Raw genomic sequence first — 24,570 nt, 5'->3', positions numbered from 1 at the left:
TGGAGGAAGTTTAATGAAAGATTATAATATTATTGATAGTCATTCAAATAGGTTTGATGCTGCTACAAATCCTACGGTTCTTAAGGTAATTGGTGCAGGTGGTGGTGGTAGCAATGCTGTCAATCGTATGATTGAATATGGAGTAAGAGACGTTGAATTTATTGTAGCAAATACTGATCTCCAGGCTCTTCAAACTTCTATTGCTCCAATAAAGATTGCTCTTGGATCCAAAGTTACTTCGGGTCTTGGCGCTGGTGGGAGGCCTGAAATTGGACAAGCTGCAGCAGAAGAAGATATTGATGTTATAAAGAATCATCTAGCAGGCGCTGATATGGTATTTATTACTGCTGGAATGGGTGGAGGAACTGGAACAGGAGCTGCGCCTGTTATTGCTCAAGTTGCAAAAGAACTTGGAATTTTAACTGTTGGAGTTGTTACTAAACCATTTAAATTTGAAGGTCCTAAAAAGATGCGACTCGCTGAACAGGGAATAAATAATTTGAGAAAATCTGTTGATACTTTAATAATTATTCCAAATCAAAAACTTTTAACTGTTGTTGATAAGCGAACTACAATTAAAGATGCCTTCAAGAGAGCCGATGATGTTTTAAGAATGGGTGTTCAGGGGATTGCAGGGCTTATTATTGAGCATGGCGAAGTCAATATTGATTTTGCTGATGTTAAGAGCATTATGCAAGGACAAGGTGATGCTTTGATGGGTATTGGTTATGGTAAGGGTGAAAATAGAGCGGTTGATGCAGCTACTTCTGCTATTAGTAATCCTTTGCTTGAAGAGGTTAGAATAGAAGGTTCTAAGGGGCTTCTTGTTAATATAACCGGAGGGGAAGATTTTTCATTGCTTGAGCTTGAAGAGATTATGGGAATAATTACGGCTAGTGTTGATGATGAAGCTACCGTAATATATGGGCATGCGATTAATTCAAATCTTGATGATGAGATTTATGTTACGGTTGTTGCTACTGGTTTTGCTTCTAAAAAACAGAAGGATTTATCTGGTGCAGTTGAGAATAATACTTTAAGTTCAAAAGAATTTGATAGTTTAATGTCAGGCAGTCAAGATGCATCAGATAGTGTTTATGGTGCGAATGATAATTTTATAGCAAAGTCAAAAAATGTTAATTATTTTGAGGATGACATTGATATTCCTACATTTCTTAGAAATTTGAATAAAAAAAATAGCGACAATTGAATGAAAAAATGGGTATTAATATTTTTATTTTTAGTTATTTCTTGTGGAGATGAATCTAAAGAAAAAACAAATCTTGGACTTAGGATAAGAGAAATAGAGGTAGCTGGTGGTTCTTCATTAGAGAAAATTGAAGTTTATGAGGAATTTATTGATAAGGAAGAGCAAAATATTTTAAAAATAGTTAATTCTATTGATAAAAAAGCTAGATTTTTTAGTTTAATTGGACTTGAATTTATTAAGCTTGGTCAGTATGGAGCTGCTATTGAGTATTTTAATAAAAATTTAGAGCAAGGTCCAGACAATTATTTGTCTCATTTTTATATAGGAATTTCTTCTTACAATTTAGCTAAAGGTATGCAAACTAGGGACAAAATTGAAGAATATTTTATTCTTGCTGAAAATTCTTTTTTAAAGGCAATTGCTGTTAAAGATGATTTTAATGAAGCTATTTTTGCTCTCTCTAATATGTATGTTTATGACCTTGATAAGCAATTAGAAGCTAAAGGATATTTAAGTAGGCTTGAGTCTATGGGAGAAAATTGTTTTGAATTTTTTATGTTGCGGGGGGCAAACTATTATTCTCTTGGGGATTTTGATAATGCTTTGTTATTTTATAAGAAGGCAAAGAGTAAAGCTTTAACTCAAGAGCAAATAGAGGGAATTAATAGAATAATGAATAATTTTAAGTAGCTTTATATGTTTAAATTGCTTTATATTGATAATTTAAAATTTTTAAGGAGTAAAGATAAATTTAGGATTTTTAATAATTTTGATTTAAATGATCTTTGTAATTTAAGTTTAAGAGATATTTCTAATTCTTTGTCTAAAGATTTTAGAACAACTTATAAACTTCCAGATTTAAAATTAGTAGAGTTGCAAAAAAAAATTATTGATAGATCAGGTGCAAAAGCTGTGACTCTTGGCTCTAAGGATTATCCTTTGAAGCTTAAGAGGATCTATGACCCTCCATTTGCTATTTATTATAAGGGTAATCTTCCAGATTTTAATTCTTTATCTTGGGCTGTTGTTGGTTCAAGGCAAATCAATAGAGCTTTGGCTGATAAAATTAAAGAATTATCATCTCATCTTGCTAAGAATCATGTGGAGATAATATCTGGATTTGCAATAGGAGCTGATATTGCAGCGCATCTTGGTGCAATGAATGAGAAAAAAAGAACTTATGCAGTTATTGCAACAGATATTGATAATATTTATCCAAAGCAAAATAGGAAATATGTTTCTCATCTTTTAGAAAATGGTGGAGGAATTATTACTGAAACCTTACCTTATGAGAAGATACAAAATTATTTTTTTGCAAAGAGGAATAGAATAATAGCTGGTCTTTCAGATGCTGTTTTTGTAACTTGTGCTCCAAGGAAATCTGGGGCTTTAATTACTGCTGATCTTGGGCTTGATTTGGGTCTTGATATTTATGTTTATAATGTTGATTATTCTGGTGATGGTTCCAAGAGTTTATATGCTTCTGGAGCACAAGAAATAAAATCAGTGCCAGAACTTTATAATATACTAAATGTTCAGTATAATGAGCCTGAAATTAATGATTACTCGGCAGATTGTTGTGTAGGCAAAGATATATCGAGTATCCTTATTAATGAGTTACTGAATGAAATATCGAAAAAGGGGGGAGCATGAGTTTTAAGGGAACTACGGTTATTGCAATAAGAAGGGGAGGAAAGACTGTAGTAGCAGCAGATGGGCAAGTAACTTTTGGACATACTGTTTTAAAATCTAATGCTATAAAAATCAGAAAGTTGGTTAATGGAAGAATTTTAGCAGGATTTGCAGGTTCAACTTCTGATGCTATTACTCTTTTTGAGAAATTTGAGGAGAAGGTTAAAGCCAGAGAAGATGGAATTATTGATATTAAAAGAGCCTCAGTGGAGCTTGCAAAAGATTGGAGAGCTGACAGAATACTTCATAAGCTTGAGGCAATGATGCTTGTTGCTGATTCTGATAATATTTTATTAATTTCAGGTACTGGAGATATTATTGAACCTGAAGAAGATGTAATTTCAATTGGTAGTGGAGGAAATTATGCATATTCAGCTGCTCTTGCTTATATGGAAAACAAAAAACTAAGTGCTTCTGATATTGCTTTTAAATCTTTAAAGGTGGCAGCAAGAGTTTGTATATATACAAACTCAAATATTGTGCTTGAGGAGATTGGTTGATGTCTAAGGTTGAAAATCAAAATTTGGTTCCTAAAGAAATTGTTGCAGAACTAGATAAATATATCATAGGACAAGTTGAGGCTAAAAAATTGGTTTCAATTGCTCTTGTTAATAGATATGTAAGATCTAAACTTGCCAAGGAAATAAGAGATGATGTAATGCCTAAAAACATTATTATGGTTGGTTCAACTGGAGTTGGTAAAACTGAGATTGCAAGAAGACTTTCAAAATTTATTAAGGCTCCTTTTATTAAAGTTGAAGCTACAAAATATACTGAGGTAGGTTATGTGGGTCGTGATGTTGAATCTATGATTCGTGATTTAATGAGTATTGCGGTGAGTATGGTTCGAGAGGAAATGTATGATTCTGTTCGCAAAGAGGCTAGCAAACGTGCTGAGGAGAAAATAATTGACAAGCTTTTGAAAGCTTCTAATAGTTCTAATAATGATAATTCAAGTGAGGTAGAAAAGAAGGTTTGTGAGAAATTAAGGGATAAATTTAGGAAACAATTAAGAAGTGGTGCTATTGATGATAACCTTATTGATATTTATGTTTCAGGTAAAATGCCCGTTTCTACTATAGAGATATTTTCTGGTAGTAATTTTGAAGATATTGATATGAGCATTGGAGGATTGATTAATAATATATTTGATAGAAAGAAGAGAAAGGAATTAAAAATAAAAAAAGCCAGAGAAATAATAATATCTGAGGAGCTTGAAAAATTGGTTGATCATGAAAATATTGTAGAGATTGCTAAATCAAGAGTTGAGAATATGGGAATTGTTTTTATTGATGAGATCGATAAGATAGTTACTAAGAATAGGACCGGTAATGATGTGTCTAGAGAAGGGGTTCAAAGAGATATTTTGCCGATTGTTGAGGGCTCTAAGGTTAATACAAAGTATGGAATAGTGGATACTTCTCATATTTTGTTCATTGCTGCAGGTGCTTTTAATTTGTCAAAACCGTCTGATTTAATACCAGAGCTTCAGGGTAGATTTCCAATTAAGGTTGAGCTTAAAAGCTTAAGTGTGGATGATTTTAAAAATATTTTGAAGCACACTAAAAATTCTTTGATAAAGCAATATATTGCAATGTTTAAGGTTTATAACTTAACTTTAACATTTAGTGAAGAGGCAATTGATAGAATTGCTGAGCTTGCTTTTAGTATGAATTTTGAAGGAGAAAATCTTGGAGCAAGAAGGTTGCATGGGATCATGGAAAAGATTCTTGCCGATCTTTTTTTTGAAGCTCCTGGTAGTAAGTTAAAGAAAATTGAAATAAACTTGGACTATGTTAATGAAAAAATAAAAATTAGCGAACAAAAAGATTTAAATTATTATATAATATAGTAAAAAATAATTTGTGGTATAGAGGGTATTAGCTTGGATGGTTTTGAAAAATCAGTTGATTTGGTGCATAGATATTTGGATGTTCTTAGTTTAAGACAAAGTGTAATAGCTGATAATATTGCAAATGTAGAGACTCCGAATTTCAAGAGAAGTAAGGTCTCTTTTGAGGCCGAGCTTGAACGAGCAATTTTAAATGAAAAAGCAATCAATTTATCTTTGGTGAAGAGCAATGATAAGCATTTGGATGGATTTAAAGAGCTAAATTATTTAGATGTTAAACCCCGCAGGATGCTTGATTATCTCTCTACACTTAGTAGTAATGGGAATAATATTGATATTGACTCTGAGATGAAAAGTCTTTTTCAGAATCAAATGATTTATGGCTTGTTTACAAATATTCAAGCTCATCATTTTAAAAGTGTAAATATTGTAATAAAATAAGTTATAACCTCAAGGAATATATATGGGATTATTTTCAAGTATTAATATTGCTTCAACAGGTTTGACTGCTCAAAGGTTAAGACTAGATGTTATTGCAAATAATATTGCAAATGTAGAGACTACTAGAACTTCTGATGGGGGGGCTTATAGAAGGCAGAGAATAATTTTTGCTCCAAGGGTTGTAAGCCCATATTGGAAGGGTCCTTTTGTTCCTGATTATCTTGATAATGGAGTTGGTCAAGGTGTAAGAGTTGCTGGTATTGAGAAAGACAAATCTCCTTTAAAGTTAAAGTATGATCCAACACATCCTGATGCAATAAAGTCTGGTGAGCGGGAGGGTTATGTAGAATTGCCTAATGTGAGTGCAATTGAAGAAATGGTGGATATGATCTCTGCTTCTCGTGCTTATGAAGCAAATTCTACTGTAATTAATAGTAGCAAAGCAATGTTTAGGAGTGCATTGTCAATACTACAGAATTAAAGGAGACTTATGGACAATGGAAATAGATTCTTTTTTTACGGATAATAATGTTTATTTGGTTAGTAAAAATCCTTTGCATTTTGATAGGAGTTCTTCTAATTTTGATGTTAAGCATAGAGGAAATACGGAAACTTTCAAGGATTTGTTTTTTAATTTGGTATCTGATGTAAATAATAGTCAATTGAATGTATCTAAAATGTCACAGCAAGCTATTTTACATCCTAATAATGTTGATGCTCATGATATTGTAATAGCAATGGCTAAGGCTAATATGAATTTAAGTATTACAAAAGCTATTGTTGAGAGAAGCATTAAGGCTTATCAAGATATAATTAATATTCGTTAAGGAGCTATTTAGTTTGAACAATTTTATTACTAAGTTTTTTGCATCGGTAGGTAAGGGTTTTAAAAAAGCCAGTATGGTTCAAAAAATGGCTTTTGGTCTTATTGTTTTATTTGTAATTTTAGCACTTATTTTTTTAGTAGGATTTTCGACTAAAAAACAAGGGATCGCTCTTTTTGGTGTTGGCATTAAGGATCAGTACTTGCTAGATAGAATAGTTCAAAGATTAGATAAAGAAAATGTTGAATATACTGTCACTGCTGATGGGAAGATTTACTTAAGTAATGGAAATATGTCAAAAAGAATGAGAGCAATTCTTGTAAGAGAAGAGCTTGTTCCTGTGCATATGGATCCTTGGTATCTTTTTGATATTGATAGGTGGACTATTACGGATTTTGAGAGAAATATTAATCTTAGACGATCAATTACAAGAGCGGTTGAGCAACATATTGTTGCTCTTGATGATGTTGATGCTGTTAGCATTAACCTGGTTATGCCTGAGAAAACGCTTTTTAAAGAATCACAAGAAGCAGTTAAAGCTTCTGTTAGGATTACTCCAAAGCCTGGTTCTGACATTGTTACTAATCGTAAAAAGGTGGAAGGGCTTGTTAAGCTGATTCAGTATGCTATTGAAGGTCTTGAATCAGATAATATTGCTATTGTTGATAATAAAGGAACTATACTAAATGATTTTTCTAATTTAGGTGGCATTGATAGGATTGATTTAGCTGAAAAGGAAAGAAAGCTTAAATTAAAGTATGAATCTATGCTTAGAGATGAAATTGATTCTGCTTTAAGTAAAGTTTTATCTGGTGATAGATTCATGATTGCAAGGGTTAACGTAACACTTGATACTTCTCGTCAGACTACGGAATCTAAGGAATATGCTCCTATTGAGATTGAGCCTCAAGATCCAAGAGTTTCTTATAATACAAGAAAAGTTAGTGATTCTACATTAATTTCTTCTCAGGTTCATAAAAGGGAGTATGAAGGACAAGGGTTTAGTCCATGGGGACCCCCTGGTCAAGAGGGTAATACTCCACCTGAGTATCGGGATTTAAGTGACATTATTGGGAAATCGAATGAATTGCAAGAGACAAAGAATGTTGCTCTTAATGAGAAGAAATCTTTAAATGAGAAGGAGCCTGCTAGAATTGCAGGAATTTCTCTTGGTATTTTTATAGATGGTGTTTGGAGTTTTGTTTATGATGAATTTGGGAATTTTGTTATAGAAAATGGTATGCGTAAAAGGGAATATAAGCCTATTTCTGATGAAGCTTTAAAAAATATTACAGATGTTTTGCAGAGTTCTTTTGAGTATAAGCCAGAGAGGGGTGATGCAATTACTGTTAGGAATGTTGCTTTTGATCGAGCAAATGAATTTAGGAAGATAGATGAAGATTATTTTGCAAGTGAGAAGTTTAAATTTTTGATTTTTATAGTAAGTATAATATTTGCATTATTGATATTAATATTTACAGTATTTTTCATTGTATCTAGAGAGCTTGAAAGAAGAAGACGCCTTAGGGAAGAAGATTTTGCAAGACAGGCGCATTTAAGACGTCAGCAATCATTAATGGATGATAGTGATGATATTGGTGTTGATGATGTTGTTAGTGGGCTTAAGGAAGAGGATGAATTGCAAAGTAACGTTGAGATTTTGGCTAGAGAAAAACCTGAGGATGTTGCTAAGCTTATTAGAACATGGATTGTAATGTATAAAGGGTAGCAATTTGTATGGAAGAGCAAAAGGAAAAAGAGATATTTAGTGTTTCTACTTTAACGGGGAAACAGAAAGCTGCTATTTTGTTAGTTTCAGTAGGTTCAGAAATTTCATCCAAGATATTTAAGTATTTATCTCAAGATGAGATAGAGTCTTTAACTTTTGAGATAGCAAGGCTTGATATCGTTACTTCTGAACTTAAGGATACTGTTCTATTAGAGTTTAAAGAGTTAATGATGGCTCAAGAATTTATTCAAAAAGGTGGCATAGATTATGCTAGAGAGCTTCTTGAGAAATCTCTTGGTACTCAAAAGGCAGTAGACATTATTAATAATTTAGGCTCTGCTTTACAATCAAGGCCTTTTGAATTTGTGAGAAGAGCAGATCCTGCTAATATTTTGAACTTTATTCAACAAGAACATCCACAAACAATTGCTTTGATACTTTCGTATCTTGATCCTCAAAAGGCTTCCTTTATTCTCTCTAGTCTTCCTACTGAAATTCAGACTAATGTTGCAAGAAGAATTGCATTAATGGATAGAACTTCTCCTGAAGTAGTAAGAGAGGTTGAAAGAGTCCTTGAGAAAAAATTAGCTTCTTTATCTTCAGAAGATTATACTTCAGCTGGAGGAGTTGATAATGTTGTTGAAATAATTAACATGGCTGATCGGAAGACAGAGAAATTTATTATTGAATCTCTTGAAGAAGAAGATCCTGAGCTTGCAGAGGAAATTAAGAAGAAAATGTTTGTCTTTGAAGATATTGTTCTTCTTGATGATAGATCAATACAGAGAGTTTTAAGAGAAATTGATGGTCAAGAATTGTCAAAAGCTTTAAAATCAGTTGATATGCCGGTTCAAGATAAGATTTTTAAAAATATGTCTAAAAGAGCCGCTGGGATGCTTAAGGAAGATATGGAGTTTTTGGGACCTACTAGACGTAAAGATGTTGAGGAAGCTCAGCAGAAGATTGTTTCTCTTATTAGAAAATTAGAGGAGCAAGGTGAAATAGTAATCTCAAGAGGTGGTGAGGAAGATGTGCTTGTCTGATAAAGGAGTTGTATTTGCCTAAGGTTTTGTATAAATCAAAAGAAGTTGTAAATGCAGTAAAGTTAGAGTTTGTTGAAATTACAAATCCTATTTTTAAATCATTAGAGATGAAGAAAAAAGAAAATGAAATTTCTGATATAGATAGTCGTAGCATTAAGCTACGCAAAGAACTTGAGGATTTAATGAATCAAAAAATAAAGCTTCAAGATGAAATTGAGCATGAGCATGAGCTTGCTAAAAAAGAAATAGATGTTGAGTGTTCTAAAATCCTTGAAGAGGCTAATGAACAAGCTAATAAAATAGTAAGTTTAGCTAATGAGAGAGCTGAAGCTTTGCAAAGGGAAGCTGAGGATAAAAAGGGGGCAATTGAGCGAGAGTCTAATTGTGAAATTGAAAAAATAGTAAAGGAGCATGAAGAAAAATTAAAAAGAGAGCTTGAGATAGAAACTGCAAAAGGAAGGAATGAAGGATATGATGCAGGTTTTGAGAAGGGGCGTGAAGATTCTGATAAAGTGTTGGGAAAATTAAATAGCATAATATCTTCTTTGGTTACAAAGCGAAAAGAAATCCTTGAATCTTCAGGAGAACACATAATGAATCTTGTTATGCAGATTGCAGTTAAGGTAGTTAAGAAGATTGTAGATTCTCAAAGAGATGTTGTCATAGAAAATGTAAATGAGGCTTTAAAAAAAATAAAAAGTAAAACAAATATTGTTATTCGTGTTAATCTTGATGACATGGATATTGTAAGTCATCAAAAACATGAGTTCATTTCTAAGTTTGATCTTATAGAAAATTTGGAAGTTATTGAAGATGTTAATATAGGAAAGGGTGGATGTATTATTGAGACTGATTTTGGGGAAATAGATGCACGAATTTCATCTCAACTTGATAGAATAGAGGAAAAATTTAAGAATTTTTCTTCTATATTCTAAATACTAAGGGATGCTGATGGACAACTTTTTTGAAAGTTATTCAAAAATATTGGATAGTGTTGAGTCTATGTCCCTTATTGGCAAAGTAAGGAAAATTAAGGGTCTTTTAGTTGAAAGTTTGGGTCCAAAATGTGGTATTGGTGATTTGTGTTTAATTGAACATAGAAGTGGTAAAAGAATATATGCTGAAGTTTTAGGTTTGAATGGACCTTTTGTTAGTCTTATGGCTTATGAAAAATTTGATGGAATTGAGGTTGGTGATAAAGTTTATTCCTTGGATAAAAAGCTTCAAATTAATCTTAGTGATGAATTACTTGGAAGGGTAATTGATTCTCTTGGTAGGCCTATTGATAGTAAGGGCCAATTCCTTAGCAATCATTATAAGGAGTTAAGTTTTAGTAATATTAATCCTTTAAATAGGGGTATTTTTTCTGAGCAAATAGTTACTGGCATTAAAGTTCTTGATAGTTTTTTGCCAGTTGCAAAGGGGCAGCGTGTAGGTATTTTTTCAGGTGCTGGTGTTGGTAAATCTACTTTACTTGGTATGATTGCTAAAAATTCTAAAGCGGATGTTAATGTTATTGCATTCATCGGTGAGAGAGGACGTGAGCTTAATGAGTTTATTAAGTATGACCTTGAAGGAGAATGTTTTAATAGAAGTGTTTTGATTGTTTCGACTTCTGATGAAACTCCTATTTCAAGGTATAAAGGGGCTTATACGGCAACATTAATAGCTGAGTATTTCAGAGATTGTGGAATGGATGTTATGTTATTATTTGATTCAATTACAAGATTTGCAAATGCAAAAAGGGAGATTAGCCTTTCTATGGGAGAGCCACCTGCTACTAAAGGATACCCTCCTTCTGTTTTTGTAGAAATTCCTATTTTGCTTGAACGTTCGGGACTTAGTGATAAGGGCAGTATTACGGGTTTTTATACTGTTCTTGTTGAGGGTGATGATTTTACAGAACCAATAGCTGATATTATGAAAGCTACTTTGGATGGACACATTATTTTGGATAGAGATTTGTCTGATAGAGGGATTTATCCTTCGGTAAATATTTTAAGTTCGACTTCCAGGTCTTTTCATAGAATAGTAAATTTTGAGAGACAGAAATTAATATCTAAAATTAGGAATTTGTTGTCGATTTATAAAAATTATGAAGATTTAATTAAGACGGGAATTTATCTGAAAGGTTCTAATAAGGAAGTTGATTTAGCAATTTCAAAGTATCCAAAGATTATTGATTTTTTATCTCAAGGAATGCAAGAAGAATTTGATTTTGAAGATTTAGATGGTGAAATTAGAGAAATATTAGCTTGAGTGATTTAGATTTTAAGAGAAAAAAATTTGAGAAAATATTGAATATTAGAGTTTATGATAGAAAGTTGAGCGAAAATGATTTAATGAATATAAATAGTAAAATTTCAGAAATAGAAGAATTTTTGGAGGGAATTTCCAAAGATTTAAATAGGTTAAATGGCATAGATGTTTTTTTAAAAGGAAATTATTTGGATTATTTGACTTCTAAAAAAAAGGAAGAGTTAAAAAAGCTTGTAAAATTTAGGCATGAATATGATAAATATCATGATATTTATTTAAAGAAATATGGAGCAGAAAAAAAGGTTAGCATGTTAATAGAATCCTTAAATAGTACTATAATTAAAGAAAAAATAAAAAGCGAAAACTTGGTTTTAGATGAATATGTTAATTATAAAATTTGTAAAGAATTAGGAAATATAAATGAATAGTTTCTTGTCATTTATGCTTAGATTGATTTTGTGGTCATTTTTAATTATTTTTTTGTTAGGACTTTCATTTTTTTTGCTTGATTTATTTGGTATATATCAAGCTAGAGATTATTTGCCTTTGTATATTAGAGCTTTAGTTTTTAAGGAAGATGATCAACCTCTTGAATATACGAATATTAGTCTTGATGAAATTAGGATGATAAAGGAAAAGGAAGCCATTTATATTAAAAATCAGCAAGTTGAAAAATTAAGAGAAGAATTAAAGAAAAGAGAGGATAATTTAAACAAATTTGAAGCTGAGCTTAATCAAAAGCAAAAAGACTTGGATCTGAAGCAAAAAGTAATTGATGATATTGTCAATAAATATAAAGACGAGGATGCGAATTTTGCACAGGCTGCTTTATACTTAATGAATATGCCACCAGAAGATGCTGTTAAGAGGCTTGAAGAGCTTAACGATGAAATTGCAATATCTTATATGCGAAAGGTAGAAGATATTGCTAAGAAAGAGGGGCGGGTGTCTATTGTTCCTTATTGGTTATCTCTTATGGATTCTAAGAAGGCTGCTGTATTAATTAGAAAGATGTCTGTTAGTTCATTGGAGTGATGTATGATTATTTTAAATAAGATTATTGATAATTCTCAAGGTCTAAGTAAAGGTTTAAATCTTGTAAATTCAGATAGTTCCTTTATCCAAGATAAGAAAAGTGTTTTTTTAAATTTGATTTCTTCTGAGATTCAAAATTTATCTAAGTTTAGAGATTCAGTGCTAGATTTTATAAAATTTTTAAAAAGTAATGGTCTTATAAATAAGAATTTTAAAGATGTGTCCTTAAAACAGCCTTTTATTTTTAAAAAGCTTAGTGATAATGGTTTTATATCTGATTTAAAATCTTTAGTAAAAAGGGTGGATAATTTATTTAGTTTTGATAGCCTGAAAGTTTTGGATGAAAATTTGTCTTTTGATTCTGATCTTTTTAAGAAAAAAGAAATATCAAAGAATATTGAGAGTGTTTTGTCTGATCTTAACATTTTCTTTAGTAATGTGAATTCTCTTTGTAATTTTGATATTTTAGGTGTTGATTTTGACTCTAGTCGTAGAGAGTTAAATGTTGCAAAGAGAGGTAAAGAAAGTAATATTATTAATATTGATGTTAAAAATTTTAAGAAAAATGATAGTGTGAAAGAATTTCTTCATTCAGATTTTAAGTTTAGGTTAGTTGATAGCAAAAGTGCTATTGGTAGGTATGACATTAAGGAAACTTTTGGTGGATTGACAGAATTTATGGGTGATCTTGCTAGTTCCAATGCAAGACATATGAAAGAATCTTTTGTCAGCCAAATTACTGATAATTTGATGTCAGAATGGAATTTAAAAGTTAATCATAATATTGTGAATAAAGCTAAGATTGTGTTAAAATCGAATGATACAGGAGAAATTAGGTTGATTTTAAAACCTAAAAAACTTGGTAGTATAAGAATTAATTTAAATCTTGATTCTAATAATAATTTGTTAGGTAAAATTATAGTTGATAATAATAATGTTAGAGCTCTTTTTGAACAAAATATGTATTCGATCAATAGAATGCTAAATGATAATGGTTTTAATACTAGTTTGAATCTTTCTCTTGCGGGTAATGGTTCTGGATTTTTTTCTGGTGATTTTAAAGATGATGTTAAGAATCAAGGCTCTTCTTTTAATAAGGAGGATAAGATCTTTAAAATTGAAGATGATGTTGAGATTTCTGATGATTTAGAAAAAAGTATTAATTTTATTGTTTAGAACGGAGGATATAAATGAGTACAATTGGTAATTTAGCTAGTGTAAACAGAGTTAAGACGATGTCTAATTCTAATGGAGAAAGGGATATTAAGGGAAGTAATCTTGGTAGGGATGATTTTTTAAAGTTGCTTATTACGCAACTTAAATATCAAGACCCTACAGATCCAATGAAAGATAAAGAGTTTATTGCTCAAATGGCACAATTTTCGGCACTTGAGCAAATGACAAATATGAGTAAATCTTTTGAGAGTCTATCGTCTGCCCTTGATAAAAATAAAGATTTGGGTTTATTGGGGAAAATAGTTGAATTTGAAAATGTTGATGGAGAGATTGTTAAGGGAAAAGTTACAAATATTAAAATGGGAGTGGTTCCACAAATTATGATTGATGGGAAGTATTATGTTTATGACAATATTTTGTCAGTAGGATTGGAGGGATAATTATATGATGAGATCTTTATATTCTGGTGTTTCTGGTCTTCAGAATCATCAAACAAGGATGGATGTTGTTGGTAATAACATTGCTAATGTTAATACTATTGGTTTTAAGAAAGGAAGGGTGAATTTTCAAGACATGATATCTCAAAGTATTTCTGGGGCATCTCGTCCTACTGATAGGCTTGGGGGTGTAAATCCAAAGCAAGTTGGTCTTGGGATGAGTGTTGCAACTATTGATACTATCCATACTCAAGGTTCCTTTCAAAGTACTCAGAAAGCTTCTGACCTTGGAATTAGTGGTAATGGTTTTTTTATATTAAGGGATGGTAATAATTCTTTTTATACAAGGGCTGGTGCATTTGATGTTGATTCTGATCGACGTCTTGTAAATCCTGCAAATGGTATGAAAATCCAAGGTTGGATGGCAAAGTCTGTTGCAGGGGAGCAGGTTATTAATACATCTGCTGATGTTGAAGATTTAGTTATTCCTATTGGAGATAAAGAAACAGCTAGGGCTACTGAACACATTACTTTTGCTTGCAATCTTGATAAGAGGTTACCTGTAATTAATGAGGGTGCAAGTGAAGTTGATATTGCTCATGGTACTTGGGTTGTCAATAAGACTATTTATGATAGTTTTGGAAATACTAGTGTTGTTGAACTTAGGGTTGTAAAGGATTCAACTGCTCCTAATACTTGGAATGCTACAGTTTTAGTGAATGGAGAGACAAATTCCAATTTTACAATGGGCTTTAATAATGAAGGATCATTGCTTTCTTTAAATGGTCAGGCAGGTCAGCCAGGTGATTTGCTTGAATTTCCTATAACTTTTGGAGTTGTGAATGCTAATGCTGGAGAAGTTGGTGAGCAGCAAACTATTAATCTTAGACTTGGGAATGTTGGTAGTTATACTGATTCAATTACTCAATTTGCTGATGCAAGTACCACAAAGGCTATTATTCAGGATGGATATGGCATGGGATATATGGAACATTATGAAATCGATCACAATGGGGTAATAACAGGTGTTTATTCAAATGGTATCAGGCGGGACATTGGGAAGATTGCACTTGCATCATTTGTTAATCCCGGGGGCCTTGCAAAAGCAGGGGATACTAATTTTACTGAAACAAGTAATTCAGGTCAGGCTAGGATAGGTGAAACTGGTTTGTCAGGACTTGGTACTATTAGAGCAGGGGTTTTAGAAATGGCTAATGTTGATCTTGCTGAACAATTTACAGATATGATAGTTACTCAAAGAGGTTTTCAAGCTAATGCTAAGACCATTACTACTTCAGATCAGTTATTGCAAGAGCTTGTAAGACTTAAGAGTTAATTTTTAGTTTTAGTTTATGATTTATGTTACTAAGCTTAATGGCGATGGGTATTATTTAAATCCTTGTCATATTGAGAGCATTGAGGCTAATCCTGATACTACAATTCTTCTTATGAATGGCAAGAAGGTAGTTGTAAAAGAAAATGTAGTAGAGGTAGTAGACAAAATCAGGGTGTATAGGAGAGAGATTACTTTGATAGACAGAGTTAAACAAGAGGATAAGGGAGTTAGGCTATGAATTTGGCTAGTATAATTGGATGGGGAGTTGGATTTGGTGCTATTTTAATTTCTATGGCATTTACTCCTACAGGATTGGGAGTTTTTTGGGATTTGAGTTCTGTGTTTATTACGGTTGTTGGTTCTTTTTCTGCACTTTTAGCTTCCTCTGAAATTCCCACTGTTAAAAGAATTCCTACATATTTAGGGTTTTTCTTCAAAAAAAGTTCTTTTGACAAGGTGCCTATTATAAAGACTTTAGTGGAGCTTTCAGAAAAAGCTAGAAAAGAAGGGCTTTTGTCTCTTGATGATGAGCTTGATCAGATTGGTGATCCCTTTTTTAAGTCTGGAATGAGACTTGTTGTTGATGGTGCTGATCCTGAGATAATTAGAACTATGCTTTATCTTGAGCTTGATCAGATGCAAGAAAGACATAAGATTGGTTCTAATCTTTTTGGAACTTGGGCAAAGCTTGCTCCTGCTTTTGGAATGACGGGTACACTTATTGGGCTTATAGCTCTTCTTGGGAATTTAGAAGATAGATCCGCACTTGGTTCTTCTATGGCTGTTGCTCTTATTACAACTCTTTATGGTACAATAATGGCAAATTTAATGTTTTATCCTATTCAAATTAAATTAGAATCTATAGATCTTGAAGAAGCGTCAGTTAGAACGATGATAGTTGAGGGTATTTTATCAATTCAAGCAGGAGACAATCCTAGAATTTTAGAACAAAAATTGGTGACGTTTTTAACGTCTAAAGATAGGGGTCATCTTGGAGGCAATATCCTTGGAGGTGAATAATGGTATTTAGAGCTAGGAAAAAGTGTAATAAATGTTCAGAAGGTTCTCCTGAATATATGTTGACATATGGAGACATGGTTACTTTGTTGCTTGTTTTTTTTGTTACTATGTTTTCATTAAACGATATTATATTCAAAGAAAATGTATTAAAAATAATGTCAGCTTCATTTACGGGTTCTGGCTTTTTTAGGGGTGGAAAAACATTGGATATTAATAAACTTTCTTATTTAAGTAATAATTTTATGTCTTTGCCTTCTACTGAAAAGAATAAACAAGCATCTCAGGCATCTAAAAACAAATCTATGATTGAGTTTATTGAAAAGATTCAGTCTAATAAGGTTGTTGTTAAACACCATGAACAAGGTGTTATTATATCTCTTTTAGCCGATGCCTTTTTTGATTCAGCTAGTGCTGAGGTTAAACTTGATGATAACAGGGAGACTATACAAAAGATAGCTTCTTTTATTGGGTTTTTGGATAATCAAGGGTATAATTTTAAAATTGAAGGGCATACAGATAATGTTAATGTTAATATAAATGGAATTTGGAAGAGTAATTGGGAGCTTTCATCAGCAAGAGCAGTAAACATGTTAGAGCAGATATTAAATTACACTGATCAGTCTAGATTAAAAAGTATTGAGAGTAAATTTGAGGTATCTGGATTTGCAGGCAGTAGGCCAGTTGCTACAGATGATACTCCTGAAGGCAGAGCTTATAATAGAAGAATAGATATTTTAATTACTAGTGATGCTTCTTTGAGTTCTGCTAAAAGCATTGAACAATAATGATATTTTAACAATTAAAGAAGAAATTTATAGGAGGTAATATGCCTGATGAAGACGATGGTAACATTGATGTAGATGTCGCTGATAATAAGAGAGCTGGACTGCTACCTGATGTTATAATAAAGATTTTGCAAATATTAGCGATAGGACTATTTACTGTTGTTATTATGATAATAGTTTCTTATTTCGTTTCTAAAATGGTAGTAAGTCAAAGTGAGACACCTAATAATTTCCCAATTTTTTCTAATGAATATTTAGGGAAACCACCTATGCTTATATGGTATGAAAGCATAGATGAGATTAGAGGAACTACTCAGGATAATCCTCCCAAAGCTTTTGTTATAAAACTTGCGTTAGGTTATGCTGAGAATAATGTAAACATTTTAAGTGAGCTTGGAAGACAAAAGGTACGCTTAAAAGATGTTATTAGAGAATATTTTAGTCAAAGGACAGGTCAAGAGATAAAGAACGAAAGTCAGATTAAAGCTGAAATTAAGGCTAGAATTAATAGTATTCTTAGAAATGGTGAAATTGAAGAGATAGCCTTAACACAAATTGATATTTTTGATATGTGATTTTAAAAGGAATTTTAAATGGCAGGTAATCCAGGAGCATTATCACAAGATGATATAGATAGTCTTTTAGAATCTATTAATTCATCTGATAATTTGTCATCAGATGATTCACTTTCTAATATTATATCCAGTCCTATGGGTAAGAAGCAGAAAGTTAAAGTTTATGATTTTAAAAGACCAGACAAATTCTCAAAAGAGCAAGTAAGAACAGTATCAAGTTTTCATGAAGCTTTTGCAAGATATACCACAACTTCGCTGTCAGCACTTTTGAGGAAAATGGTTCATGTGCATGTAGCTTCAGTTGATCAGTTGACTTATGAGGAGTTTATTAGGTCTATTCCAAATCCTACTACCCTTGCAATAATTAACATGGATCCTCTTAAGGGTTCTGCTATATTTGAAGTTGATCCAACCATTGCATTTGCAATAGTTGATAGGCTTTTTGGAGGGGATGGAGATACTATTAAGGATAAGAGTAGAGATTTAACAGAAATAGAGCAATCTGTCATGGAAAGTGTTATTATTCGTATACTTGCTAATATGAGAGAAGCTTGGTCTCAGGTAGTTGATCTTAGGCCTCGTTTTGGGCACATAGAGGTTAATCCTCAATTTGCTCAGATAGTTCCTCCAACAGAAATGGTGATTTTAGTAACTCTTGAGGTTAAAATAGGCAAGGTTGAAGGGCTTATGAATTTTTGTTTGCCTTATATTACAATAGAGCCTATTGTATCTAAGCTTTCAACAAGGTATTGGCATTCTTTAATTGGTGTAGGTACTACTAGTGAGAATCTTGATGTACTGAGGGAAAAACTTGAGAATACGGATATGCTTTTAGTGGCTGAAATCGGAGAAGTTAAGTTAAAGGTAAAAGAAATATTATCCTTAGAAAAAGGTGATGTGCTTAATCTTGAAAATTCTCCAATCAATAAGGATTTAACCTTAAAAGTAGGAACTAAAGAAAAATTTAAATGTAGGATGGGCCTTGTTGGAAATAAGATTTCGGTTCAGATTACAGAGAAAGTCGGTGAAATAGAGGATTTCGATTTGTTAAAGGAACTAACAGAAGAAGTTGAATAGAGTGTTCTAAAAGTTTAATGAGTTTAATGAAGAGGTGAATTAATGGCTGTAGATGATAATAGTAATATCGGTGAAGAAAAACCTGAGATCAAGGGTGTTAAACTTCCTGATTTAATTGATACTTTGCCAGAGGGTGTTGATCCTAGTAATTTTGGTCTTTTGATGGATGTTTCCATGCAAGTTACTGTTGAACTTGGAAGGACTGAGCGTAAAATAAAAGATATACTTGGCATGTCTGAGGGAACTATTATTACGCTTGATAAACTTGCTGGGGAGCCAGTAGATATTTTGGTAAATAGCAAAGTAATAGCTAAAGGAGAGGTTGTTGTAATTGATGAAAATTTTGGTGTTAGAATTACCGAAATAATTAAAATTAAAAATGAGTAAGTTAGCTTTACTTAAGTTTTTATTTTTTTTTATGTTTATTACTTTTGAGAATTTGTTTGCACGGGAAAATAAGTTTGATTTAGATATTGCTACTTCTAGCTTAGAGAATGAAGTTAATTTACCAATACTTGGAGATGATAAGACGAATTTAAATAATAAGGATATACAAAATATATCATTTTTTAATATTTCAGATTTAGTTACTATATTTTTGTTTTTTCTTTTTTTTCTTGTTTGTATGTTGTTATGCAAAAAAATGATCTTGAATCATAAAAAGGTCAAGAATGATGATAAATCAGCTTTTATAAGAGAGATTGCTTTTTACGAAATAGATAATAAAAACTCTATAAGGATTATTAATATACTAGGCAGTATTTATGTATTTTTAGTTTCAGGTAATTCTTCTGTTTTGTTAAGGGAAATTAGGCAGGGTGAAGAGTTGGACAATTTGGAATTTGAACTTGACAAAGTTAAGAGTAGCAATGTAAGTTCTTTCAAGTTAATTTTTAATAAAATATTGGGGAAATATAATAAAGATAATTCATCATTTAATGAAACTGAATATACAGAGTTAGAAAATGATATTGAGGCTTCTTTGAAAAGTAAACAAGACAGGCTGAAGAAGTTTTAGAGGTTAAATTTGAATAAAAAATTAAGTCTTTTTTTGTTTTTTGGTGCTATGAATCTTTTATTTGCGCAAACCAAGTCTTTACAACCTACTAATGGTCTAAATTTCCCGTTTGTTGATTTTGTAAATTCTGGTGGTAGTGGAATAATTTTTCCTTTGCAGCTTTTATTAATATTAACTATAATAACTCTTTCTCCAGCTTTTTTAGTATTAATGACTTCCTTTTTAAGGATAGCAATAGTATTAGATTTTATTAGAAGAGCATTATCACTTCAACAATCACCACCAAATCAGATAATAATGGGATTGGCTCTATTTTTAACTATTTTCACTATGTGGCCAACTTTTAACATAATATATAAAGATGCATATTTGCCTCTTAAGGAATCAAAAATAGGGTTTAATCAGTTTTATGATAAAGGAATTGCTCCCCTTAGAAATTTTATGTATAAGCAGATGTCTAATAGCAGACATGAAGAGATTAGGTTATTTATGAAAATTAGCAATTATTCTAGGCCTAAAAATTTTAGTGAAGTTCCAACCCATGTTCTTATTGCGTCTTTTATTTTGCATGAACTGAAAATTGCTTTTAAAATGGGTATTTTGATATTTCTACCGTTCATAGTAATAGACATTGTTGTATCTGCGGTTTTGATGGCAATGGGGATGATAATGTTGCCACCTGTAATGATATCTTTACCATTTAAACTTATTCTTTTTGTAATGGTAGATGGTTGGACTTTAATTACTAGTGGACTTGTGAAAAGTTTCATGTGAGGATTTTAGGTGACAACGGGTCAAATCATTTATCTCATTAGGATTTCTATTGAAAATATTATTATTCTATCAGCTCCAATGTTAATTACAGCGCTTATAGTTGGTCTTTTGGTTTCAATTTTTCAGGCTATTACGTCGATTCAGGATCAAACACTTAGTTTTATTCCTAAAATTATTATAATACTTTTAACTCTTGTTTTATTTGGTCCTTGGATTTTAAAAAAGCTTATGCAATTTGCTTTTGTACTTTTTAGTCAAATACAAAATATATAACGTATGAATATAGATTTTTTAGTTTTAAAATCTTTTGTAATTTTACCTTTGTTTATTAGAATTTTTCTTTTTTTAAGATTTTCACCTTTTTTTTCAACTATAAGAATTAGTTATTTAAATTTTTTCTTTTCTTTAATTATATCTGTCATTGTTGTAGACAAGGTTAATGTTATTTATCCTTTAGATAATTTAATTGCATTTGCATTAATATTACTAGGAGAAGCCATTTTGGGGCTTATTCAGGCTTTTTTTGTAAGCATAATTTTTAGTGTGTTTCATTTGCTTGGATTTTTTTTCTCAAATCAGATGGGGCTTGCTTATACAAATATTTTTGATGTGTTTGCAGAAGAAGATAATTTGGTAATATCTCAAATATTTACTTATCTTTTTTTGCTTTTGTTTTTATCAAATGATTTTTTATTACGTTTTTTTATGATTGGGGTGCATGATTCTGTTTTAAATGTTAGAGTCGAAAATATGGTTAATGTAAAAAGTTATGAATTTATTAAGTTAATATTTTATTCTTTTGCTATTCTTTTTGAAAAAGCTTTAGTAATTTCTCTTCCAATATTGGGAGTACTTTTACTTTTATATCTGATTTTAGGTATACTTTCAAAGATTTCTCCTCAGATTAATTTATTAATGGTTAGCTTTTCAGTTTCATTGGGGTTAGGATTAATTGTTTTATATATTGGTTTCCCAAGTTTGGTAATGTCTGTTAATAGAGTGATTGAACTTGCTTTAGGCTCTCTGCAAAATGCTTTAAATTTGTTTTCTAGGAGTTTGAAATGAGTACCAGGAGTGAATTCTTAAGTAAAAATTGGTATATACCCCTTAATTTTTTTGCCTCAGAGGATGAGGGAAGAACTGAGCTTCCTACTGATCAGAAAAAGCAAAAAGCAAGGAAAGATGGTTATGTATTAAAGTCAACAGAGATTAATTCAACGGTTACTCTTTTTATATTGTTTGCTGTATTTTTCTTTATGTTATCTTATCTTTCTAAGGAATTAGTTGGTATCTTTAAATGGCAGGCCAGCAAGCTTCCAGAAATAATGTCAATTAGTGTTTATTCATTAAGTTTTGCATATATTAGACCAATGTTTAGGTATGTAATTATATTTCTTTTAATATCATTTATAGTTAATTTTTTAATTAATGTCATTCAGGTTGGTTTTTTTATTACTTTTAAGCCTGTGTCTCCCAATTGGAGTAGAGTGAGTCCAAATTTTTCAAAGTGGATAAAAAATTCTTTTGGGTCATTAGATGCTTTTTTTACTTTGTTTAAAAGTTTATCAAAAGTTGTTATAATATCCTTCATATATTACATTATGCTAAAAGGCAACATAGGTAAAATTTCAAGAATATCTGAGTACAGTCTTGAAGATGGTATTTCTGTTATATTAAGTCTTGCTTACAGAATATGTTTTTTTTCATTTATAGTGTTGATAGGTATTAGTGTTCTGGATTATTTTTTTCAAAAAATTCGTTATATTGAAAATTTGAAAATGACAAAAGAAGAGGTAAAAAGAGAGAGAAGAGGAATAGAAGGAGATCCTTTACTTCGTTCTAGAATGCGTGAGAGAATGAGAAAAATTTTAAATACTAACTTGAGGGTAGTAGTTCCTCAAGCGGATGTAGTAATTACGAATCCGGAGCATTTTGCTATTGCTATTAAGTGGGATAGTAATACTATGTTAGCACCAAAAGTGCTTGCAAAGGGTCAAGATCAAATTGCATTTGTAATTAAACAAATTGCAAAGGAAAATGGTATTCCTGTGATGGAAAATAAACCGCTTGCAAGGGATCTTTATGCTAATGTTGATATCAATGAGGAAATTCCAAGAGAATATTGGGAAGTTGTTTCTAAAATTCTTGTTAAAGTATATTCTATTACTAAAATTTAATTAGAGGTTGAGTTTTTGGATGCAAGTAAAAATTCTGTATTAGGCTATTTGGGACTTAGTAATAAATCAGACTTAATAGTTTCGATTGGGCTAATACTTATTGTTGCTGGATTTATTTTGCCACTTCCTGCGTTTATTTTAGATGCTTTGATTGTGGTTAATTTAGTATTAAGTCTTTTAATTATTTTAATTGTTCTTTATTCTAAGCGATCACTTGATTTTTCGATTTTTCCAACACTTTTACTTGTTATGACTATTTTTGGTCTTGTTTTAAATGTTTCTTCTACCAGATTAATTTTAACAAAAGGAATGAGTTTTGATGGTCAAATGATAAGGGCCTTTGGAACATTTGTTGTTGGAAGTTCTGGCCCTCAGGGTCTCTTTGTTGGATTTATAATATTTTTTATTATAATTGCAGTTCAATTTATTGTTATCACTAAGGGTTCTACAAGGGTTGCTGAAGTGGCTGCTCGTTTTGCTCTTGATGCTCTTCCTGGAAAACAAATGGCGATTGATTCTGCTTATAGTTCCGGGCATTTAACAGAGGAAGAGGCCACAAAGCAGAAAAGTGATTTACAGGCTGAAGTAAATTTTTATGGGGCTATGGATGGTGCTTCTAAATTTGTTTCAGGAAATGTGAAGGTTGGATTTTTAATAACACTTATCAATATCCTTGGAGGACTTATAATAGGGATGACTCTTCAAGGACTTAGTTTTAACGATGCAATAAATAATTATGTATCTTTGACTGTTGGAGATGGACTTGTTTCTCAACTTCCATCCCTATTAATATCAACAGCAACAGGACTTATTGTGACTAGATCAATATCTAAGGATAGTTTTGGAAGAGAGATTACTGAACAATTTACTTCTTATTTAGGAGTTTATTGGATTGTGGCTGGATTTTTGTTATTTTTAGCATTTCTTCCGGGATTTCCTACATTGATACTCATTCTTTTGAGTTTTTTGATGGCATGTTTAGCTTATTCACTTTCTAACTTAGCTAAGGATAATGAATTTCATGAAAAACAAATGGCAGAAAAAGAACAAGTATTAAGTTATGCTGATAAGGAAATTGCTCCTGTGGTTCCATTAGATCCATTGTCTTTGGAGATTGGGTATAATCTTGTTCCAATAGTTGATGATTCAAAAACCTCAGAACTTCTTGATCGTATTGTGAAAATACGTCGTGAGATTGCTCTTGAATTTGGAATAGTTGTGCCTAAAATCAGAATAGTGGATAATATGAGACTTGAGCCAAATGAATATTCATTTAAGCTTAGGGGAGTAGAGATTGGGCATGGAGAAATTAAGTTGGGTAAGTTTTTAGTTATAAATGTGGGTTCTGATTCTGGTATTGAAGGAGAACTTACAAAAGATCCTTCATTTGGACTTCCATCTCTTTGGGTAAATGACAATGGAAGAGAAATTGCTGAAAAATTAGGTTATACTGTAGTTGATCCTCCTTCAATTATTGCTACTCATATGACAGAACTTATTAAGAGGCATGCTTGTGAGATTTTAACGCGTCAGGATGTTCAAAATATTCTTGATGTTTTTAAAAGGGATTATGGGGCTATTGTTGAAGAAGTTTTAAAAGATTTTTCAGTTGGAGAGATTCAAAGAGTGCTGCAAGGTCTTTTAAGAGAGCAAGTTTCAATACGTAATTTGGTTACAATTTTTGAAACAATAGCTGACTTTACAAGTGTTACTAAAAATACATTTTTTTTGATTGAAAAGTCTAGGCAAGCAATTGGAAGACAAATAGTTAGTGGATATTTGGACTCCAATTTAGAGCTTAATGTAATAACAATAAATCCAGAATTTGAGCAGAAAATAATTGATTCGCGCTTTGAGGCTAATAATGATCTTGTAAGTTCTCTTGATGCAAATTTGAGGACTAAGTTTATTTATGAACTTTTTAAATTTGTAAATCAGGTTCAATCACAAGGGTATTATCCTGTTATACTATCTAGTGAATCCGCAAGACCTGTAATAAAGGTATTAACAAGTAGAGAGCTTTCAGATATTGTTGTTATATCTGTTTTAGAGGTTCCAAAAAATGTTAAAGTTAATGTGCTTAAAACGGTAGAGGTTGAAGAGTAGTATT

Annotated in this window: 29 protein-coding genes; all 29 read left to right on the top strand. The window is 31.5% G+C overall.

The features are described from left to right. Positions 1-13: 13 nt before the first annotated feature. From ftsZ to flhA, 29 genes are read left to right on the top strand one after another with little or no spacing between them, the layout of a single operon-like run. Positions 14-1,210, top strand: coding sequence for a cell division protein FtsZ (ftsZ, locus tag K5Q05_RS01465; RefSeq protein WP_025443839.1), 1,197 nt, complete (start codon positions 14-16; stop codon positions 1,208-1,210). After that, positions 1,211-1,900 (top strand): hypothetical protein, encoded by a 690-nt coding sequence (locus K5Q05_RS01460; RefSeq protein WP_025443840.1) that lies wholly within the window; start codon positions 1,211-1,213, stop codon positions 1,898-1,900. Between the two features lie 6 nt (positions 1,901-1,906). Then, positions 1,907-2,863, top strand: coding sequence for a DNA-processing protein DprA (gene dprA, locus K5Q05_RS01455; protein ID WP_025443841.1), 957 nt, complete (start codon positions 1,907-1,909; stop codon positions 2,861-2,863). Then, on the top strand, positions 2,860-3,402 hold the full coding sequence (gene hslV, locus K5Q05_RS01450) for an ATP-dependent protease subunit HslV (RefSeq protein ID WP_025443842.1): 543 nt from the start codon (positions 2,860-2,862) through the stop codon (positions 3,400-3,402). The genes dprA and hslV overlap by 4 nt, the downstream gene beginning before the upstream one ends. After that, a complete protein-coding gene (gene hslU, locus K5Q05_RS01445) occupies positions 3,402-4,754 on the top strand; it encodes an HslU--HslV peptidase ATPase subunit (protein ID WP_025443843.1) in 1,353 nt (450 codons plus the stop codon). Before hslV ends, hslU begins: the two co-directional genes overlap by 1 nt. Positions 4,755-4,787: 33 nt before the next feature. Then, entirely contained in the window at positions 4,788-5,195 is a 408-nt protein-coding gene (gene flgB / locus K5Q05_RS01440) for a flagellar basal body rod protein FlgB (RefSeq protein ID WP_025443844.1), read from the top strand. A 22-nt stretch (positions 5,196-5,217) separates the two neighbouring features. Continuing rightward, a complete protein-coding gene (flgC, locus tag K5Q05_RS01435; RefSeq protein WP_020954684.1) occupies positions 5,218-5,676 on the top strand; it encodes a flagellar basal body rod protein FlgC in 459 nt (152 codons plus the stop codon). A gap of 16 nt (positions 5,677-5,692) precedes the next feature. Further along, the gene (gene fliE / locus K5Q05_RS01430) at positions 5,693-6,022 is read left to right on the top strand and encodes a flagellar hook-basal body complex protein FliE (protein ID WP_025443845.1); all 330 of its coding nucleotides are present in this window, start codon (positions 5,693-5,695) and stop codon (positions 6,020-6,022) included. A gap of 13 nt (positions 6,023-6,035) precedes the next feature. After that, positions 6,036-7,748 (top strand): flagellar basal-body MS-ring/collar protein FliF, encoded by a 1,713-nt coding sequence (gene fliF, locus K5Q05_RS01425; protein ID WP_025443846.1) that lies wholly within the window; start codon positions 6,036-6,038, stop codon positions 7,746-7,748. An 8-nt stretch (positions 7,749-7,756) separates the two neighbouring features. Further along, on the top strand, positions 7,757-8,791 hold the full coding sequence (gene fliG, locus K5Q05_RS01420; RefSeq protein ID WP_020954681.1) for a flagellar motor switch protein FliG: 1,035 nt from the start codon (positions 7,757-7,759) through the stop codon (positions 8,789-8,791). A gap of 14 nt (positions 8,792-8,805) precedes the next feature. Beyond that, a complete protein-coding gene (gene fliH, locus K5Q05_RS01415; protein WP_025443847.1) occupies positions 8,806-9,726 on the top strand; it encodes a flagellar assembly protein FliH in 921 nt (306 codons plus the stop codon). A 16-nt stretch (positions 9,727-9,742) separates the two neighbouring features. After that, positions 9,743-11,050, top strand: a complete 1,308-nt coding sequence (locus tag K5Q05_RS01410) for a FliI/YscN family ATPase (RefSeq protein WP_025443848.1) — start codon at positions 9,743-9,745, stop codon at positions 11,048-11,050. After that, entirely contained in the window at positions 11,047-11,478 is a 432-nt protein-coding gene (locus tag K5Q05_RS01405) for a hypothetical protein (protein WP_025443849.1), read from the top strand. Before K5Q05_RS01410 ends, K5Q05_RS01405 begins: the two co-directional genes overlap by 4 nt. Further along, complete coding sequence (locus K5Q05_RS01400) at positions 11,471-12,085, top strand: periplasmic-type flagellar collar protein FlbB (protein ID WP_025443850.1); 615 nt, start codon at positions 11,471-11,473, stop codon at positions 12,083-12,085. The genes K5Q05_RS01405 and K5Q05_RS01400 overlap by 8 nt, the downstream gene beginning before the upstream one ends. Before the next feature lie 3 nt (positions 12,086-12,088). Then, a complete protein-coding gene (locus tag K5Q05_RS01395; RefSeq protein ID WP_025443851.1) occupies positions 12,089-13,261 on the top strand; it encodes a flagellar hook-length control protein FliK in 1,173 nt (390 codons plus the stop codon). 14 nt (positions 13,262-13,275) lie between these two features. Beyond that, positions 13,276-13,701: a flagellar hook assembly protein FlgD gene (gene flgD, locus K5Q05_RS01390; protein WP_025443852.1), complete on the top strand. Its 426-nt coding sequence runs from the start codon at positions 13,276-13,278 to the stop codon at positions 13,699-13,701. 4 nt (positions 13,702-13,705) lie between these two features. Then, positions 13,706-15,034: a flagellar hook protein FlgE gene (gene flgE, locus K5Q05_RS01385; protein WP_025443853.1), complete on the top strand. Its 1,329-nt coding sequence runs from the start codon at positions 13,706-13,708 to the stop codon at positions 15,032-15,034. 16 nt (positions 15,035-15,050) lie between these two features. Beyond that, positions 15,051-15,272 (top strand): flagellar FlbD family protein, encoded by a 222-nt coding sequence (locus tag K5Q05_RS01380; RefSeq protein ID WP_025443854.1) that lies wholly within the window; start codon positions 15,051-15,053, stop codon positions 15,270-15,272. Next, positions 15,269-16,054 (top strand): motility protein A, encoded by a 786-nt coding sequence (locus tag K5Q05_RS01375; protein WP_025443855.1) that lies wholly within the window; start codon positions 15,269-15,271, stop codon positions 16,052-16,054. The genes K5Q05_RS01380 and K5Q05_RS01375 overlap by 4 nt, the downstream gene beginning before the upstream one ends. Then, the gene (motB, locus tag K5Q05_RS01370) at positions 16,054-16,839 is read left to right on the top strand and encodes a flagellar motor protein MotB (protein WP_025443856.1); all 786 of its coding nucleotides are present in this window, start codon (positions 16,054-16,056) and stop codon (positions 16,837-16,839) included. Before K5Q05_RS01375 ends, motB begins: the two co-directional genes overlap by 1 nt. A 41-nt stretch (positions 16,840-16,880) precedes the next feature. Continuing rightward, on the top strand, positions 16,881-17,414 hold the full coding sequence (fliL, locus tag K5Q05_RS01365) for a flagellar basal body-associated protein FliL (RefSeq protein WP_221019286.1): 534 nt from the start codon (positions 16,881-16,883) through the stop codon (positions 17,412-17,414). 18 nt (positions 17,415-17,432) lie between these two features. Further along, positions 17,433-18,491, top strand: a complete 1,059-nt coding sequence (fliM, locus tag K5Q05_RS01360) for a flagellar motor switch protein FliM (protein WP_025443857.1) — start codon at positions 17,433-17,435, stop codon at positions 18,489-18,491. A gap of 42 nt (positions 18,492-18,533) precedes the next feature. After that, entirely contained in the window at positions 18,534-18,878 is a 345-nt protein-coding gene (fliN, locus tag K5Q05_RS01355) for a flagellar motor switch protein FliN (protein ID WP_020954668.1), read from the top strand. Beyond that, positions 18,871-19,509, top strand: a complete 639-nt coding sequence (locus tag K5Q05_RS01350; RefSeq protein WP_025443858.1) for a flagellar biosynthesis protein FliZ — start codon at positions 18,871-18,873, stop codon at positions 19,507-19,509. The genes fliN and K5Q05_RS01350 overlap by 8 nt, the downstream gene beginning before the upstream one ends. A gap of 48 nt (positions 19,510-19,557) precedes the next feature. Next, on the top strand, positions 19,558-20,283 hold the full coding sequence (fliP, locus tag K5Q05_RS01345) for a flagellar type III secretion system pore protein FliP (RefSeq protein ID WP_420043029.1): 726 nt from the start codon (positions 19,558-19,560) through the stop codon (positions 20,281-20,283). 9 nt (positions 20,284-20,292) lie between these two features. Beyond that, positions 20,293-20,556: a flagellar biosynthesis protein FliQ gene (fliQ, locus tag K5Q05_RS01340; RefSeq protein ID WP_025443860.1), complete on the top strand. Its 264-nt coding sequence runs from the start codon at positions 20,293-20,295 to the stop codon at positions 20,554-20,556. 3 nt (positions 20,557-20,559) lie between these two features. Beyond that, positions 20,560-21,348, top strand: coding sequence for a flagellar biosynthetic protein FliR (gene fliR, locus K5Q05_RS01335; protein ID WP_025443861.1), 789 nt, complete (start codon positions 20,560-20,562; stop codon positions 21,346-21,348). Beyond that, entirely contained in the window at positions 21,345-22,460 is a 1,116-nt protein-coding gene (gene flhB, locus K5Q05_RS01330) for a flagellar biosynthesis protein FlhB (protein ID WP_025443862.1), read from the top strand. Before fliR ends, flhB begins: the two co-directional genes overlap by 4 nt. A 15-nt stretch (positions 22,461-22,475) precedes the next feature. Continuing rightward, positions 22,476-24,566, top strand: coding sequence for a flagellar biosynthesis protein FlhA (flhA, locus tag K5Q05_RS01325; RefSeq protein WP_025443863.1), 2,091 nt, complete (start codon positions 22,476-22,478; stop codon positions 24,564-24,566). Positions 24,567-24,570: the final 4 nt, after the last annotated feature.

Source organism: Borrelia miyamotoi, assembly GCF_019668505.1.
GTDB classification, from domain to species: Bacteria; Spirochaetota; Spirochaetia; order Borreliales; family Borreliaceae; genus Borrelia; species Borrelia miyamotoi.
The sequence above is the reverse complement of the archived record's forward strand: the minus strand, read 5'-3'. Positions and strand labels throughout refer to the sequence as shown.

Coding starts and splice junctions, on each gene's coding strand:
- K5Q05_RS01460 (WP_025443840.1), top strand. CDS start 1,211: ATGAAAAAATGGGTATTAATATTTTTATTTTTAGTTATTTCTTGTGGA.
- fliP (WP_420043029.1), top strand. CDS start 19,558: ATGAATCTTTTATTTGCGCAAACCAAGTCTTTACAACCTACTAATGGT.
- K5Q05_RS01350 (WP_025443858.1), top strand. CDS start 18,871: ATGAGTAAGTTAGCTTTACTTAAGTTTTTATTTTTTTTTATGTTTATT.
- ftsZ (WP_025443839.1), top strand. CDS start 14: ATGAAAGATTATAATATTATTGATAGTCATTCAAATAGGTTTGATGCT.
- K5Q05_RS01400 (WP_025443850.1), top strand. CDS start 11,471: ATGAATAGTTTCTTGTCATTTATGCTTAGATTGATTTTGTGGTCATTT.
- fliE (WP_025443845.1), top strand. CDS start 5,693: ATGGAAATAGATTCTTTTTTTACGGATAATAATGTTTATTTGGTTAGT.
- flgE (WP_025443853.1), top strand. CDS start 13,706: ATGATGAGATCTTTATATTCTGGTGTTTCTGGTCTTCAGAATCATCAA.
- fliM (WP_025443857.1), top strand. CDS start 17,433: ATGGCAGGTAATCCAGGAGCATTATCACAAGATGATATAGATAGTCTT.
- fliR (WP_025443861.1), top strand. CDS start 20,560: ATGAATATAGATTTTTTAGTTTTAAAATCTTTTGTAATTTTACCTTTG.
- dprA (WP_025443841.1), top strand. CDS start 1,907: ATGTTTAAATTGCTTTATATTGATAATTTAAAATTTTTAAGGAGTAAA.
- flgC (WP_020954684.1), top strand. CDS start 5,218: ATGGGATTATTTTCAAGTATTAATATTGCTTCAACAGGTTTGACTGCT.
- hslV (WP_025443842.1), top strand. CDS start 2,860: ATGAGTTTTAAGGGAACTACGGTTATTGCAATAAGAAGGGGAGGAAAG.
- flhB (WP_025443862.1), top strand. CDS start 21,345: ATGAGTACCAGGAGTGAATTCTTAAGTAAAAATTGGTATATACCCCTT.
- K5Q05_RS01410 (WP_025443848.1), top strand. CDS start 9,743: ATGGACAACTTTTTTGAAAGTTATTCAAAAATATTGGATAGTGTTGAG.
- flgD (WP_025443852.1), top strand. CDS start 13,276: ATGAGTACAATTGGTAATTTAGCTAGTGTAAACAGAGTTAAGACGATG.
- K5Q05_RS01380 (WP_025443854.1), top strand. CDS start 15,051: ATGATTTATGTTACTAAGCTTAATGGCGATGGGTATTATTTAAATCCT.
- fliL (WP_221019286.1), top strand. CDS start 16,881: ATGCCTGATGAAGACGATGGTAACATTGATGTAGATGTCGCTGATAAT.
- K5Q05_RS01375 (WP_025443855.1), top strand. CDS start 15,269: ATGAATTTGGCTAGTATAATTGGATGGGGAGTTGGATTTGGTGCTATT.
- fliN (WP_020954668.1), top strand. CDS start 18,534: ATGGCTGTAGATGATAATAGTAATATCGGTGAAGAAAAACCTGAGATC.
- K5Q05_RS01395 (WP_025443851.1), top strand. CDS start 12,089: ATGATTATTTTAAATAAGATTATTGATAATTCTCAAGGTCTAAGTAAA.
- fliG (WP_020954681.1), top strand. CDS start 7,757: ATGGAAGAGCAAAAGGAAAAAGAGATATTTAGTGTTTCTACTTTAACG.
- motB (WP_025443856.1), top strand. CDS start 16,054: ATGGTATTTAGAGCTAGGAAAAAGTGTAATAAATGTTCAGAAGGTTCT.
- hslU (WP_025443843.1), top strand. CDS start 3,402: ATGTCTAAGGTTGAAAATCAAAATTTGGTTCCTAAAGAAATTGTTGCA.